At 55.5% G+C, this 13,937-nt stretch carries 18 protein-coding genes and 1 other annotated feature; of the genes, 6 read left to right on the plus strand and 12 right to left on the minus strand.

Annotation, left to right across the window (positions count from 1 at the left end; all coding sequences use genetic code 11):
- From xseA to ACOYIE_RS04705, 12 genes are all read right to left on the minus strand, one after another.
- A partial coding sequence (gene xseA / locus ACOYIE_RS04650) for an exodeoxyribonuclease VII large subunit (protein ID WP_433410983.1) occupies positions 1–509 on the minus strand: 509 nt, incomplete at its 3' end.
- Entirely contained in the window at positions 506–1,441 is a 936-nt protein-coding gene (locus ACOYIE_RS04655; protein ID WP_433410984.1) for a DNA-binding protein, read from the minus strand. The genes ACOYIE_RS04655 and xseA, both read right to left, overlap by 4 nt.
- Positions 1,434–1,913, minus strand: a complete 480-nt coding sequence (gene nusB / locus ACOYIE_RS04660) for a transcription antitermination factor NusB (RefSeq protein WP_433410999.1) — start codon at positions 1,911–1,913, stop codon at positions 1,434–1,436. Before nusB ends, ACOYIE_RS04655 begins: the two co-directional genes overlap by 8 nt.
- A gap of 131 nt (positions 1,914–2,044) precedes the next feature.
- The gene (locus ACOYIE_RS04665; protein ID WP_433410985.1) at positions 2,045–2,449 is read right to left on the minus strand and encodes an Asp23/Gls24 family envelope stress response protein; all 405 of its coding nucleotides are present in this window, start codon (positions 2,447–2,449) and stop codon (positions 2,045–2,047) included.
- Positions 2,450–2,516: 67 nt separating this feature from the next.
- Complete coding sequence (locus ACOYIE_RS04670; RefSeq protein ID WP_433410986.1) at positions 2,517–3,032, minus strand: SpoIIIAH-like family protein; 516 nt, start codon at positions 3,030–3,032, stop codon at positions 2,517–2,519.
- Between the two features lie 33 nt (positions 3,033–3,065).
- Positions 3,066–3,617: a hypothetical protein gene (locus tag ACOYIE_RS04675; protein ID WP_433410987.1), complete on the minus strand. Its 552-nt coding sequence runs from the start codon at positions 3,615–3,617 to the stop codon at positions 3,066–3,068.
- Positions 3,614–4,093, minus strand: a complete 480-nt coding sequence (locus ACOYIE_RS04680) for a hypothetical protein (RefSeq protein ID WP_433410988.1) — start codon at positions 4,091–4,093, stop codon at positions 3,614–3,616. The genes ACOYIE_RS04675 and ACOYIE_RS04680 overlap by 4 nt, the downstream gene beginning before the upstream one ends.
- A complete protein-coding gene (locus tag ACOYIE_RS04685) occupies positions 4,090–5,022 on the minus strand; it encodes a stage III sporulation protein AE (protein WP_433410989.1) in 933 nt (310 codons plus the stop codon). The genes ACOYIE_RS04680 and ACOYIE_RS04685 overlap by 4 nt, the downstream gene beginning before the upstream one ends.
- Positions 5,023–5,198: 176 nt before the next feature.
- On the minus strand, positions 5,199–5,588 hold the full coding sequence (locus ACOYIE_RS04690; protein WP_433410990.1) for a SpoIIIAC/SpoIIIAD family protein: 390 nt from the start codon (positions 5,586–5,588) through the stop codon (positions 5,199–5,201).
- A complete protein-coding gene (gene spoIIIAC / locus ACOYIE_RS04695) occupies positions 5,585–5,779 on the minus strand; it encodes a stage III sporulation protein AC (RefSeq protein ID WP_107631977.1) in 195 nt (64 codons plus the stop codon). Before spoIIIAC ends, ACOYIE_RS04690 begins: the two co-directional genes overlap by 4 nt.
- A gap of 21 nt (positions 5,780–5,800) precedes the next feature.
- Positions 5,801–6,319 carry a stage III sporulation protein AB gene (locus tag ACOYIE_RS04700; protein ID WP_433410991.1) on the minus strand — a complete coding sequence of 173 codons (519 nt, stop codon included), beginning with the start codon at positions 6,317–6,319 and terminating at the stop codon, positions 5,801–5,803.
- Positions 6,313–7,212 carry a stage III sporulation protein AB gene (locus ACOYIE_RS04705; protein WP_433410992.1) on the minus strand — a complete coding sequence of 300 codons (900 nt, stop codon included), beginning with the start codon at positions 7,210–7,212 and terminating at the stop codon, positions 6,313–6,315. Before ACOYIE_RS04705 ends, ACOYIE_RS04700 begins: the two co-directional genes overlap by 7 nt.
- 139 nt (positions 7,213–7,351) lie before the next feature.
- Positions 7,352–7,614: a binding site (T-box leader), on the plus strand.
- An 82-nt stretch (positions 7,615–7,696) separates the two neighbouring features.
- Here ACOYIE_RS04705 and aroF point away from each other — a divergent pair.
- The 6 genes from aroF to ACOYIE_RS04735 form a co-directional block, all read left to right on the plus strand.
- The gene (gene aroF / locus ACOYIE_RS04710) at positions 7,697–8,713 is read left to right on the plus strand and encodes a 3-deoxy-7-phosphoheptulonate synthase (protein ID WP_433410993.1); all 1,017 of its coding nucleotides are present in this window, start codon (positions 7,697–7,699) and stop codon (positions 8,711–8,713) included.
- A gap of 85 nt (positions 8,714–8,798) precedes the next feature.
- On the plus strand, positions 8,799–9,839 hold the full coding sequence (gene aroB / locus ACOYIE_RS04715) for a 3-dehydroquinate synthase (protein WP_433410994.1): 1,041 nt from the start codon (positions 8,799–8,801) through the stop codon (positions 9,837–9,839).
- A gap of 12 nt (positions 9,840–9,851) precedes the next feature.
- On the plus strand, positions 9,852–10,943 hold the full coding sequence (gene aroC / locus ACOYIE_RS04720) for a chorismate synthase (protein WP_433410995.1): 1,092 nt from the start codon (positions 9,852–9,854) through the stop codon (positions 10,941–10,943).
- Complete coding sequence (pheA, locus tag ACOYIE_RS04725) at positions 10,936–12,075, plus strand: prephenate dehydratase (RefSeq protein ID WP_433410996.1); 1,140 nt, start codon at positions 10,936–10,938, stop codon at positions 12,073–12,075. Before aroC ends, pheA begins: the two co-directional genes overlap by 8 nt.
- Positions 12,076–12,080: 5 nt before the next feature.
- Positions 12,081–13,352 (plus strand): 3-phosphoshikimate 1-carboxyvinyltransferase, encoded by a 1,272-nt coding sequence (gene aroA, locus ACOYIE_RS04730; RefSeq protein ID WP_433410997.1) that lies wholly within the window; start codon positions 12,081–12,083, stop codon positions 13,350–13,352.
- A 5-nt stretch (positions 13,353–13,357) separates the two neighbouring features.
- Positions 13,358–13,937: shikimate dehydrogenase family protein (locus ACOYIE_RS04735; RefSeq protein ID WP_433410998.1), on the plus strand; the 580-nt coding region annotated here is incomplete at its 3' end.

Raw genomic sequence — 13,937 nt, forward strand, 5'->3', positions numbered from 1 at the left:
GGATACAGCACGATTTTCGCCAGCGGCCAGCGTCGGCCCAAAATACGAATCATATCATGTACGGCCGCGCCGGTCGGTGAGGTGACAAGCGCAATCTGCTGCGGAAATGGCGGAATCCCTTTTTTATGCGCTGCATCAAAGAGCCCCTCCGACATCAGCTTGTTTTTCAGCTGCTCAAACGCAAGATTGAGCGCTCCGGCACCGTCCGGTATCACCTCGGCAATATAAAGCTGCACCGCGCCAGTGCGCGGAAACGAACTGACCCGCGCCCGCACAATCACTTTCATGCCGTTTTCCAGCCGAAACTTCATCCGCATAGCATCCGAACGAAACATCACCGCATTGATTGCCGCGCCTTCATCTTTCAGCGTCATATAGTGGTGGCCGGAAGAGTGCGCCTTGTAGTTGGATATTTCCCCCTGCACCAGCAGATTACGATACCCCGGCACAGCATCCAGCAAATCTTTGATTTCGTTATTCAGTTGCGTAACAGAATATATGGTACTCACGTTCTGTTCCTCTCATACAGTCGCGCCGCCAAAACCGCCGTTCCTACCGCATTATCGCCCGAAAGAACCGGCTCTGCGAACGACACATCCGCAAAGCGTTCTCGCATCCGCATACGAATGACGCTGCTTGCCATCACGCCGCCTGCACACAATACGGGGTACGGATACTGCGCCAGCGCCTGCTCCGTTGCTTTCAGCACTGCATTTGCTACGGTTTCCAGTGTAAAACGCGCAACCTGCCTGGCCGATGCAGTTTTGCATTTATTTTCTACCTGATTCTGCATGCCGGAGAGCGAAAAGCGGCATGCTGTCACCCTGGGACGGTATCCTTTTTCCGGTGCAGCAGACAGCGCCAGCGCATCCAGTGCCGCCCCTGCCGGAAACGGCAGACCGAGCAGCGCTCCCGCGCGATCAATGAGCTGCCCCGCTGCCAGGTCGGTCGTTCCGCCGATACAGGTGCAGTCAGGCAATCCGTCCGCTCCCGGATGCACAAGCAGCAGTTCGCTTGTGCCGCCGGATAAATGCCATGCCAGAAACGGCCCGTCCAGCAGCGATAAGCGGCCAGCTGAAAGCGCTGCTGCCGCAATATGTCCCTGCTGATGTGATACCGTGAAAAGCGGCACAGACAGCAAATGCGCCGCGCTTCGCGCGGCGCTCTCTCCTGCCAAAAAGCAGGGCATATAGGAACCCTCAACCGCACGCGGCCGCGTGCTGACGCCAATGGCAGACACTTCTCCCTGCGGCAAAGCCTCAATTTTTTCATGCAGCCGAACGGTATGCTGGAACAGGGCGTCTGACTGGCGCAGACCAATTGCCCCTGCCGGCACAGTCAGCAAACCGCCTTCACTCTGCCAAAAACCGCTTTCCGGCTCATAAACTGCTGCCGAAGTGCGGTAATTAGAAGTATCTATCCCCAGAAAACGCTCAGCCATCCGTCTTCTCCGTCTTTTCGGACGGCTGTTTGGAAAACTCTGTGCGCGCAATGGAGCCGAGAATGCCGTTAATAAAAGAGGCAGCCTCCACCGTATCATATGTTTTTGCCAATTCAACCGCTTCGTTAATCGCCGCGCCAACCGGAACGTCATCTACATGCCGCATCTCATAAATGGCAAGCCGCAACACCGCCACCGTCATCCGTGACAAACGGCTGAGTTTCCAGCCTTTTGCATAGGACTCTATCGTTTGGTCAAGCATGTCCTTTTCCGCTGCTACGCCTTTTACAGCCGAACGGATATAGGCCGTTTGCTCCGCGTCCAATTTCCCCGCATACAGCGCAATATCGCCGCTGATCGAGGCCATAATATTCTCATCCAGGCGGTCATTCAGGCTTTCATCTTCAAACTGATGGAAACCCATTTCAAATACCAGGTGCAGGGCGATTTCCCTTGCTTTCGTTCTGCTCATCACATTCACAGCGGCAGGCCCTCCTCAAACAACTTCTGAATACGCCTTATTTTATCCTATTTTCGCCAAAAACGCAAGCGAATAGACAAAGAAAAACGGTCCGGCAAAAGCCAAACCGTTTTTTTGCATATTTATTCTTCTGCCGTATCCGTTTCAGAAGGAGCAGCGGGTGCAAACGTTACGCCGCCAACATGAATATTCACCTCAATCACCTTGAGTCCAGTCATGGATTCCACCGAGGCTTTCACGCTTTGCTGAACCTGCTTTGCCACTTCGCAGATATTATGCCCAAACTCTGCCAAAAAACCAATTTCAATCTTAACCGTGTCCTCGTCGCCCAGTTCAATCCGCACGCCCTTGGACAGGTTTTTTTTGCTCAGGAAATTCACAATATCGTTGGTCAGGCTGGAATACAAACCGCTCACGCCGTCCGTTTCCGACGCAGAAAGCGCGGCAATGGAAGCGACAACATCCTCAGAAATCCGGATAGAACCCTGGTCGCCGATCGTCGACCAATATTCTTTATGATCTGCCATAGTGCTCACACTCCTTATAAACGGATTATAGCACAGTTTTAACAAAAAGCAACTACAAAATACATGTTCACAGGGCTTCCGTAATTTTAATCTGCCCTGCTGTTCTGCCTGTTTCCGACACAACAATGTCTTTTATAACCGTTACATCCGCAGCCGATAGACCGCCTTCCGCCATTGCAACGACCACATTCACACTGTCGCTTCCAATCATCACCACTGCATCCTGATAGCCTTTGGCGCGAATCATGCTTTCTGCATTGGCCTCAGCCACCGAATCTTCTGCCAACGCAGAAATCTGTGCGGCTGCCTCATCTCTGGCTTCCTGCCCCGCCTGTTCGTTTTCCGAAATCTCTTTGAGTGTGCTGACCGCCTCGTCCCGCGCCTGCTCCCGCGTCAGGCGTGAAGACGCAAAATAATCGTCTTCTTTGGGGTCTGCACTCACCTGCTCCTGCTTTGTTTCAAGCTGTTCTGCCGCCAGCAGTTCATCCGGCGTTCCAACATAACTCCAATTCAGATAAACCGCAGTACACAGCAGCAGCGCAATCACGCCGTACACTGCCCCGCGCCTTTTCATTTTTTTCATTCGTGCTCGCCCTCCTGTAATTGTTAGTATGGTTTATGTATCTTTTTCCATTTTCAGAACTGTAATTTTATCAGCGCCAATACCGCACACGGTTCCAACAGCCTGCGTGACCGCCAACCGCACCGCAGCATCATCCGCGCCGTCGCAGAGTACAATGGCGCCGCGAAAGCGCGGCAGCAGGCTTTTCACCGTTACCGGCGTTTCCCCATAGCTTCCGTCGGACAGCACCGTTAAATTCTGCTCATAGCTGCTTCCCGTGCCATTATTCTGCGATTGTCTGACATTAACCGCATATACCTCCTCCGCGGTTTCCTCCAGCGACAGCATCAGTTCCACTCTTCCCACCCCTTCCACTGCCGCAAGGCGCTCGTTCAGCTCCCGTTCAAAAGCAGCCAGGTCAAATCCCCTGTCCATATCCGTGCTTGCGTTCTCCGCCCCATCTGTCTTGTTGCCGCCAAACCAGCCACCGGAAGCCAATAAAAGCATACCCGCCAGCAGCACCGCTACCACTGCGCGGTATTTGCGCAGCATGGGCATCAGCTTTTCTGCTATCGATCCAGTTCGGCAAAATACCGTTTTGTTCATCGGCAAATCAACTCCTGCCTGTCCGCATCCACCCCGCATTCCTCAGTGAGCATCGTGCTCAGTTCATGCTCTCTGGCGGCATCCTGCGCATCGTAATACACGGTAATATCCTCAATCTGAAGAATCCCCTCTGCATCCACCCCCATTGAAACATACACCGTGCAGTCTATGCCAATTTCTCCAGCACGCCGTTCTAAAGATCGCGCGATGCTCGCGCCCACTGCGCTCATCGCTGTCTGCATATTTTGGGCCTCCAGTTCTTCTTTTGAAACCGTTTCCCTGCCTGACAAAGCTTGCTCCTGCCAGGGGAGACGTGTCTGTGCGAGCGGCCGAAGCAACGCAAGCAGCATTAACAAGCCAACCCCTACCCTGACGGTTTCCCGCAGAGCGCCGCTGCCCGCCATCCGCAGCGCTACCGCCGAAGCAATGCCCGCAACCGTTACGCGCACCAAAATCATGTGCAGCAAATCTGTCATATCGGCTTCACCATCGCTATCACATAAACCAGCTCCAGATATAAAATAATGCAGCATGTGCTGAGCATGCCGAGCAGCAGTCCAAAGCCCGCTCCCACGCGCTCCAAAAAGCGCTGCAATCCGTTTGAACACAGGGGAGACAGAACCGCCGCCCCCACTTTATAGCACAGATAACTTGCCCCCGCCTGTAAAAACGGCACGAAGCAAATGGCTGTCACACACACCATGCCAAATACGCCAATCGAGCTTTTGAGCAGCATAGCACCCGAAAGCATGGTCTCTGTGGCATCAGATATCACACCCCCCACCACAGGAACCGCACCGGATACTGCAAACTTTGCAGTTTTCAGCGTCATTCTGTCTACCGTTCCCGCCACCCCGCCCGCAACAGCCAGATAGGCGGTAAATAGCGTTAAAGACAGTTTCAGCGCGCCAGCCGTCAGACTCCTGATGCAATCGGCAGCCCCGCGCAGCATTTCACCGCCCGTCGCGGCATCTACCGTTACAATCGCCAGATAAGCGCAGGCAGCAGGAGCCAGCAGCTTGCTTACCAGCCGAATGACCATATCAAATACCACCATTGAAACCATTTGCAGCGTGGTTGCCGTGGCAACGCTTCCTCCTGTCGCCAAAACGGTAGCCAATACCGGCTGCAATGTGGCAGAAAACAGCCCAATCTGTTCCAATGTATTCCGGCATAGCGCCAATATACCTGCAAAATCTCCAAACAGTACGGCCGCACAGCCCAGCGTTCCCGCCATTTCAATCATCGCATCTGCTTCTCCGCCCCCGGCGGCAGAAAAACCGCGCGCTGCCGCCGTCAGCAGGATTACAGCTGCAATGCGCGTCAGGCTGACAAACGCGCTGCGCAAAGCGCCTTTTCCATCCGCCGACATATTATCGAGCAGCCGGTCAAATGAGTCTGTCACATCCTCCGCCGTTTCTGGAAAAATCCCATTCAAATAGGCTTGTCGTTCAGATGGGACTGCATTCCGCAAGGCATTACCGCTGTCAGAAGCGATTTCGTCCTGAGCAGATGCTGCCACAAAACACAAAACCGCTATCAGTACGGACAGCACCAATTTTTTCATGGTTCCGTTTCCTTTCAAAACGTCCAGTCTGCAGCCAGAGCAACCACCTGCTCCAGCAGCGGCAGGCACAGAGACAGGGCCAGAACCGTCCCGGCAATCTCCAGCTTAGCCGCAAGCGCCGACTGCCCTGCATCGCGGCAGAGCGCGCTCATAATCCGCACCAGCATCGCCACGCCCACAGCTTTTGCGACCGGCAGATACAGGCTGCCGGTGATGCCTCCCCGCTCCAAAAGTGCGCCAAGCCGTCGCACCAAATCGCTGCATGCCCCGAGCACCCGCACCAAAATCATTATGCCTGCGGTTAAAGTCAGCAGGAAAGCAATTGCCGGCGCATCTTTTTTGAGCGTTAGCGTAAGCACAAGCGCCAAAACAGTAATTCCGCAAACAGCGGTCAACTCGTTCAAAACCCAAATACGCTTTTCATCATGGAAAAAAGTTGGCTGATTTCCTGCACAATCAGCATAAGTACCACAATTAGTCCCGCCAGCGTAGTCATCAAAGCTTGTTCCTCCCTTCCGGAGCGTGTCAAGAGCTGACCAAGCACCGCCACCAGTATGCCAACTGCGGCGATTCTAAAAATCAAATCAACATCCATCGTACATCCTGCCTTTTTCTTTTAAATCAGCACCAATATCACCAAAAGTCCCATAGCGATGCCGCAAGTGCGGTAAAGTCCGCCTTTATGCCGTAATTCATCATCTGCCTGATTTCTCGCTGTGCTCAGGCGGCGGGAAACCAGCGCCAGCCCCGCCGCCTGTTCGGCTGCATCATAGCGCCCCAAATAAGATGCAGCTTCGCACAGAATGTCGCATTCCGATTTTCCCAAACCGATTTCTTCCCGCTTGTCCCGCAAATTCATGCGCCACAGGTAGCCGAACGACACATCCGTCTGTTCCCTCATCCGGCGCTGCAGGCCGCAAAACACACTGTGAATCACAGCATTATCGCTTTCCGACAATTCACTTACGATTTCCGGCAGAGGCGCACGGCGGCAATTGATCTCGCTGGCAATCAGCGACAGCGCCAGCAGCATGGCGTCCGCCGCACGCACCCTGCGGTGCAGGTTCTGCCGTGCCGCAAGCCCCATAGAGGCGCAGGAACCGAAAATCATAACAGCTCCAATCATTTTCAGCATGACGATTCCTCCAGTTTTTCCATTCGATACGTTCGTTTCCCATCCTGGCAGCAAATCACAACCGCTTTTTCAAACAAATGCAGTGCGAGCAAATTGCGATATATCGGTCTTTTCCGCAAATCGCATATATCCCGCGCGTGTGCTGTAGCGATCACCGCCACACCGCAATGCGCCGCCAGCGAAACTGCCTCCACGTCCTCCGGTGCAGTGATTTCGTCAAACGCAATCAGCGCAGGCGACATGGTTTTGAGCAGTATCATCGCCGCCTGCTTTTTCGCACACCCTTCCAGTACATCTGTGCATCGCCCCAGCGCAAACTGCGGCACGCCATCTGATAATGCCGCGACTTCGCCGCGCTCGTCCGCTACCGCAACCGTGTTCCCCCGTTCCGAGACGGCCCGAACCCATTCGCGCAGCAGTGTTGTTTTTCCAAATCCGGGCGGTGAAACCAGCAAAACCGATCTGAGCGGTTCTTCTCCAATCCATCCGGTCACCTTTTCTGCAATTCCCTCTGCCTGCCGGGCAATACGCAGATTGACGGAGGATAATCCGCGCACGCCGACAACCTGTCCGTTTTCCGACGCGACAGTTCCGCAAAGCCCCAGCCGGTGTCCGCCGGCAAGCGTCACAAATCCCTGCCGTAAGCTTTCTGCATAGCTGTGTACAGAGTAACGTGCCGCCCTGCTGAGCATCTCGCGCAGCTCCTCCGCCGAAACCGGCGGCAGCGTCAGCTGCCGCTCGCCGCACATGGTTTTGACCGCCGGCGGCCAACCCGCGCGGAATCTCACCTCCTCTGCGGCGTCCTGTTCCGCCAACGCAGTCAGCTGAGAGGCCCGAAGCGGCGGCAGGCAGCGGAGCGCCTGCTGAAATGCATTGTCCCTTTTCCCTTCCATTTCGCATCACCTGTCCTACTCTATGCCTGTCCCATGCAGGATATGCCTGTCCTTGCCGCAAGAAAAAGCTGAAATAAAAACGTAACATTTTTTGCATTGACAAGGACAGGCATCCGGAATATAATAGGTATAAATATTGCACAAAGCGATGACAGAGGAAAGTAATTGTTCAGGGTGCGGCTTACAGGGAGTGTCCGGCATGACTGGAAACGGACGCAGACGCCGGTACGATGAAGTTCCCTCTTGAGCTGCGGCGCTGAAACACCCCTATGGTTTGAGTAGGCGCTGACGGACTTCCTCCGTTACAGGGATAGGATATGTTTTCTGTATCCGAAAAAGTGCGGCATAGCTTTATGCCGAATGTGGGTGGTACCGCGGAACCGTTTGTCTTTCGTCCCTCTTTGTGGATGGAAGACTTTTTTATTTTTCTCCACCCAGACAAACACAACCATATCATCTTTTTATATAAAAGGAGCAAAACATCATGATTATCATTATGAAGCACGGCGCAACGCGCGAACATGTAGAAGAGCTTTCCCGCCATATCGAACGCTGGAACGTCAAGGCCAACCCGATCTACGGCGCAGGCACGATCGTTATCGGTCTGGTCGGCGATACCGGCGCGGTGGATAAGGACGCGCTGCTGCGCGACCCACAGGTGGAAAACATCCTCAAGGTGCAGGAACCGTTCAAGCTTGCCAACCGCAAAATGCATCCGCAGGATTCGGTTGTTGAGATTGCGCTGGGCGTAGCGGTCGGCGGCAAAAAGATTGTCGTTATGGCCGGCCCCTGCTCGGTTGAAAGCGAGGAGCAGATTATCGAGGTCGCCGAGCACGTCAAGGCGGACGGCGCTGCCGTGCTGCGCGGCGGCGCATGGAAGCCGCGTTCTTCCCCGTACTCGTTCCAAGGGCTGAAAGCGGAAGGTCTTGACCTGCTGCACAAGGCGCATCAGGCAACAGGACTGCCGGTCGTCACTGAAATCACCAATCCCGCGCATATTGAGCTGTTCATGGAAAAGTGCGACTGCTTCCAGGTCGGCGCCCGCAACATGCAGAACTTCGAGCTGCTCAAGGAACTCGGGCAGATCAACAAGCCCGTTCTGCTCAAGCGCGGCTTTGCCAACACGATGGAGGAGTTTCTCATGTCTGCCGAGTACATCATGGCCGGCGGCAACGAACGGGTCATCCTGTGCGAGCGCGGCATCCGTACCTACGAAAAGTACACCCGCAACACGCTGGATATCTCCGCGGTGCCGGTGCTCAAGCGTATGAGCCACCTGCCGGTCATCGTCGATCCTTCCCACGCGGGCGGTATCTACTGGATGGTCGAGCCGCTCGCCAAGGCTGCCGTTGCCGCCGGTGCGGACGGCCTGATGATCGAGGTGCACAATGATCCCGCGCACGCCCTCTCGGACGGCGCCCAGAGCCTGACCTACGATTCGTTCCATGAAACCATGACCAGCCTGCGCGCAGTCGCACAGGCCGTCGGCCGCGAGCTTTGATCCCACGTCTGACATTTTCCCGCAAAGATGCATCGCAGCCTGTGCGGCATCCTTGCGCAGTTTACCATAAAAGGAGTGTTTTGCAGTGCAGACGCTGAGCCTGACGGGTGCGAACGGCGTATCCGACATCTGTATTGAAACCGGCCTGCTTGATCGTGCAGGCGCAATGCTTTCCGATATTTTCACCCCCAGCCGTATCCATATTGTCACGGATTCCACGGTCGCGCCTCTGTATCTGGCACGGCTGGAGCAGCAGCTTTCCCTGCCGGCATCCCACACCGTGATTCCCGCTGGGGAGGAGCACAAACGGCTTTGCACCGTGGAAACCATCTACCACGATATGCTTTCCGCCGGTATGACGCGCAAGGATCTGGTGATCGCGCTCGGCGGCGGCGTTGTGGGGGATATCACCGGCTTTGCCGCCGCAACGTTCCTGCGCGGCGTAGCCCTCTGCCAGATTCCAACCACCCTGCTCGCGCAGGTGGATTCCTCCGTCGGCGGCAAAACCGGCGTTGACCTGCCCGAAGGCAAAAATCTGGTCGGCGCTTTTTATCAGCCGCGGCTTGTGCTGATCGACCCGGATGTACTCTCCACACTGCCGGAGACGACCTTTGCCGATGGCATGGCCGAGGTGGTCAAATACGGCTATATCGCCAACAGAGATATTCTTGATATGGTCGCCCGTCCGGATTACCGGTGTCATATTGAGCAGATCATCGCCGAATGCGTCAAAATCAAGCGCGACGTCGTCGCCATTGATGAGCACGACACCGGCCTGCGCATGATTCTCAACTTCGGTCATACAATCGGCCATGCGGCGGAAAAACTCGGCGGATACACCGACCTGACGCATGGTCAGGCGGTTGCGATCGGCATGGCGGCTGCCATGCGGCTTTCCTCCCTGATGGGCAACGCCGACCTGACTGCGCCGCTGCTTTCGCTTCTGACGCACATCGGTCTGCCGTCCGCGCTCCCCTATGACAGGGAGGAGATTTTCCGCGCCCTGCTGTCGGATAAAAAGAAATTCGGCGGCACGGTAAACTTTATTCTTGTCCGTGAACCAGGCCGTGCGGAGATCACACCGATTGACGCCGAAGCCCTGCATACCTATATACTCAAACTGTAAGGAGGCCCCGCTATGGGTTCCACTTGGGGAAACGCCATTCATATTTCTGTTTTCGGAGAATCGCACGGCGCCGGCATCGGCGTTGTGATAGACGGTTTCCCGTCCGGTGTTCCGTATGATGAAGCTTTTGTTCTGCGTGAGATGGAGCGCCGCGCGCCCGGCCGCAATAAGCAATCCACCCAGCGGAAGGAAGCCGACCTGCCGATAATCCAATCGGGTATCTACAACGGCAAAACGACCGGTACCCCGATCTGTGCCCTCATCCAAAACACCAACCAGCATTCCGGCGATTACGCCAGTCTTGCCGCGCAGCCCCGTCCGGGTCATGCCGACTACACGGGCATGCTGCGTTACAAGGGCTGCAACGATCCGCGCGGCGGCGGCCACTTTTCCGGACGGCTGACCGCTCCCCTCGTCTTCGCCGGTGCGCTGTGCAAGCTGTGGCTGCAAACGCAGGGCGTGCAGGTCGGCTCGCACATCCAGTCCATCGCGCAAATTCAGGATATGCCGTTCGATGATGTCGATGTAACCCCTGCCCAGCTTGAGGCGCTGCGGAAGGCCGACTATCCTGTCAACAACCCCCGCGCACTGGAAGCCATGCTGGCTGCGATTGAGGACGCGCGCATGGAACAGGATTCGGTCGGCGGCGTGATCGAATGCGCTGCAATCGGCCTGCCGGCCGGCATCGGCAGCCCGATGCTGGATACCGTGGAAAGCCGTCTCGCCTCCATCCTGTTTGCCGTTCCGGCCGTCAAGGGTGTGGAATTCGGCGCAGGCTTTGCCTTTGCCGCGCTGCGCGGCTCACATGCCAACGACGCCCTGTATCAGGAAAACGGCGTAGTCAAAACCGAAACCAACAATAACGGCGGCATCAACGGTGGCATCACCAACGGCATGCCGCTGATTGTACGCGCCTGCATCAAGGCCACGCCCTCGATTGGTATGACACAGGAAACGCTCAACCTGCAAACCGGCAAAACCGAACCGCTCTCCATCCACGGACGGCACGACCCCTGCATCGTCACCCGCGCCGCACCGGTTATCGAAGCGGCCTGCGCCATCGCGCTGGCCGACCTGCTGAGGGAGGCGAACGGCTATGCGTGAGCTCTCCTCGATTCGGCAGGATATTAACTCTGTGGACGCCGCTATCCGCGAACTGTTTCTGCTGCGCATGTCTCTCGCACGGGAGGTTGCGCAAACCAAGGCGCAGACGGATGACGCCATTTATAAGCCCGACCGTGAGGCTGAAATCATCCAAAAGCGTGCTACCGGCATGAGCGAAGAGCTTCGCATCAAATATATTGCACTGCTGCAAAGTATGATTCGCGCCAGCCGCGAATATCAATACAGCGAGGTGCTGCGTCTGAACCCTGCCAAATTCCCCTTTCACCCCTCAGAATCTGTTCTGCATCCTCGCTCGGTTTATTACCAGGGAGCGCCCGGCGCGTATCAGGAACTTGCCGCACGCGCACTTTTCCCTTCCTGTGAGCCGCAAAACGTACCCACTTGGGAACAGGTCTTTCAGTCGGTACGCGATGGCGAGGTGGACGCAGGCGTAGTGCCTGTTGAAAACACAACCGCAGGCACCGTAAGCGAAGTATATGACCTTTTGCTCGAATACGACCTTTCCATCAACTATTCTTACATCAAAAAAATACGGCACTGTCTGGCAGCTCCGCGCGGGGCAGCGCTTGAAAAGATCCGACGGGTCTGCTCGCACCCGCATGCCCTTCCCCAGTGCCATGATTTTATCTCCGCACATGGTTTGGAGGCTATCGAAGTTGCCAATACGGCGATCGCCGCGCAAACCGTAGCTGCAAAGCAGGACAAAACGCTTGCCGCCATCTGTTCGCGCGAGGCAGCCGAATTAAACGGGCTTGACATTCTTGCAGAAGGCATCAACGATTTGAAACACAACGAAACCCGCTTCATTGCCGTCAGCCGCACGCTGACCAGCCGGCCGGAAGACAACCGGATTGAAATTGCCTTCCATATTCCCAACGTCGCCGGTTCGCTCAATGGCGTGCTTGATATTTTTGCCGGCTATCATATTGATATGACACAGATTTACTCGCGTCCGCTCAAAGATAGCCCGTGGTGCTATGTGTTTTATATTGATTTCACCGGCAATATGCGCGATCATGCCGTACAGTCCCTGCTATATCAGCTCCACGAGGAGCTTCCCTACATCAAAGTCATCGGCAGCTATTCTGTAGCTGACACAACGGAGGAGTAACGCCAATGCAAATCAATCCCTGCGGCCCGCTGCACGGCAGTATCTCTGTGCCGGGCGATAAATCCATCTCACACCGTGCGGTCATGCTGGGTGCGCTGGCCAGCGGCACAACCCATATCACCGGTTTTCTGATGGGAGAGGACTGCCTTTCCACCATCGACTGCTTCCGCAAGATGGGGGTCCATATTGATATCACCGAAAATGAAGTTACGGTGGAAGGAGTTGGTCTGCACGGGCTTTCTGCGCCTGAGGATGAGCTGTATACCGGAAACTCCGGTACAACTACCCGTTTGCTGTGCGGCATTCTGTCCGGCCAGTCCTTCAGTTCCGTGCTGAATGGCGACGCTTCTATTCAAAAGCGTCCGATGGGGCGGGTGATCAAGCCGCTGCGCGAAATGGGCGCATCCATTGAGGGAAAAAATGATAATCATTGCCCTCTCCGCATTTATCCCAGTGAGCTGTGCGGCATAGAATATCGTCTGCCGGTTGCCTCTGCGCAGCTCAAAAGCGCCATTCTTTTGGCAGGTCTGTATGCCGAAGGGCAAACGACAGTGATTGAGCCTGCTCCTTCGCGCGACCATACGGAACGCATGTTCCGCGCCCTTGGCGTAGAAATTGAAACCAATGGAAACATCATTACCCTGGAGCCGCCCGAGGACCTGCACGCAGTTGATATTGCAGTTCCCGCCGATATTTCCTCGGCAGCATTTTTCCTTGTAGCCGGCGCTATTGTGCCGGGCAGTGAGCTGACAGTGCGCAATGTGGGTGTCAACCCCACACGCACGGGTATACTGGATGTGCTGCGCGGGATGGGGGCGGATATCACCGAAAACAATTTCCGAGACGATGCGGAACCTGTTTGCGATTTAACCGTCAAATACAGCAGACTGCACGGCATTGAAATCGGCGGCTCCATCATCCCCCGCCTGATTGATGAGCTTCCCGTTATTGCAGTTGCTGCCGCTTTTGCCGAAGGCGAAACCGTTATACGCGACGCGCAGGAACTCAAGGTAAAAGAGTCCAACCGCATCGCCGCTATGACGACCGAACTGTCCAAGGCCGGCGTTGACGTCGAAGAAACCGAAGACGGCATGATTATCCGCGGCGGCCGAATCCCCCACGGCGCAATGTTTGAAACCTACGGCGATCACCGCATTGCCATGAGTCTTGCTGTGCTGGCGCTTGCCGCTGAACACAGCAGCCATATTATTGATCCTGAGGTAGTTGCCATTTCCTATCCCGACTTTTTTGATACGCTCATGCAGTTGGGAGGTTGATCTGCATGCTGCTTACAATGGACGAATTCCGCGCGTTTCAGCCGCGAAAAACGACCTATGGCTTATTCGGCTGGCCGCTCGGCCACACGATGAGTCCCGAGCTGCACCAGCAGCTTTTCGCTGCATCCGGTCAGGATGCGGACTATATTGGCGTTGCCGTGCCGCCCGAAGATCTTCCAGAAGCTTTTGCACTGGCAAAAGAAAAGCTTGGCGGCATCAACTGTACCATTCCGCACAAGCGGGCAGTTATCGATCTGCTGGATGAAGTGGACCCTGCCGCGCGCGGCCTGCACTCTGTCAATACGGTTGCATTTTGTAAGAATAAGGCAGTTGGCTACAATACTGACATCCTCGGTTTTGCCGCTTCGCTGGAAAAGGACAATATCCATCTTTGCGGCAAAAAAGTTCTCCTGCTCGGCTATGGCGGCGCTGCCTCTGTGATGGCATACTACTGCGCAGAACAGGGCGCATACCTCACTATTACAGGCCGCAATCTGGAAAAAGCAGCCGCATTGCAGCAGCAGATCTGTACTGCCATTCCAGGTGCACATGTATCTGTATTCAGCCACAGGCATATACCGCGGG

Source organism: Agathobaculum sp. (assembly GCF_050946325.1).
GTDB lineage: Bacteria > Bacillota > Clostridia > Oscillospirales > Butyricicoccaceae > Agathobaculum.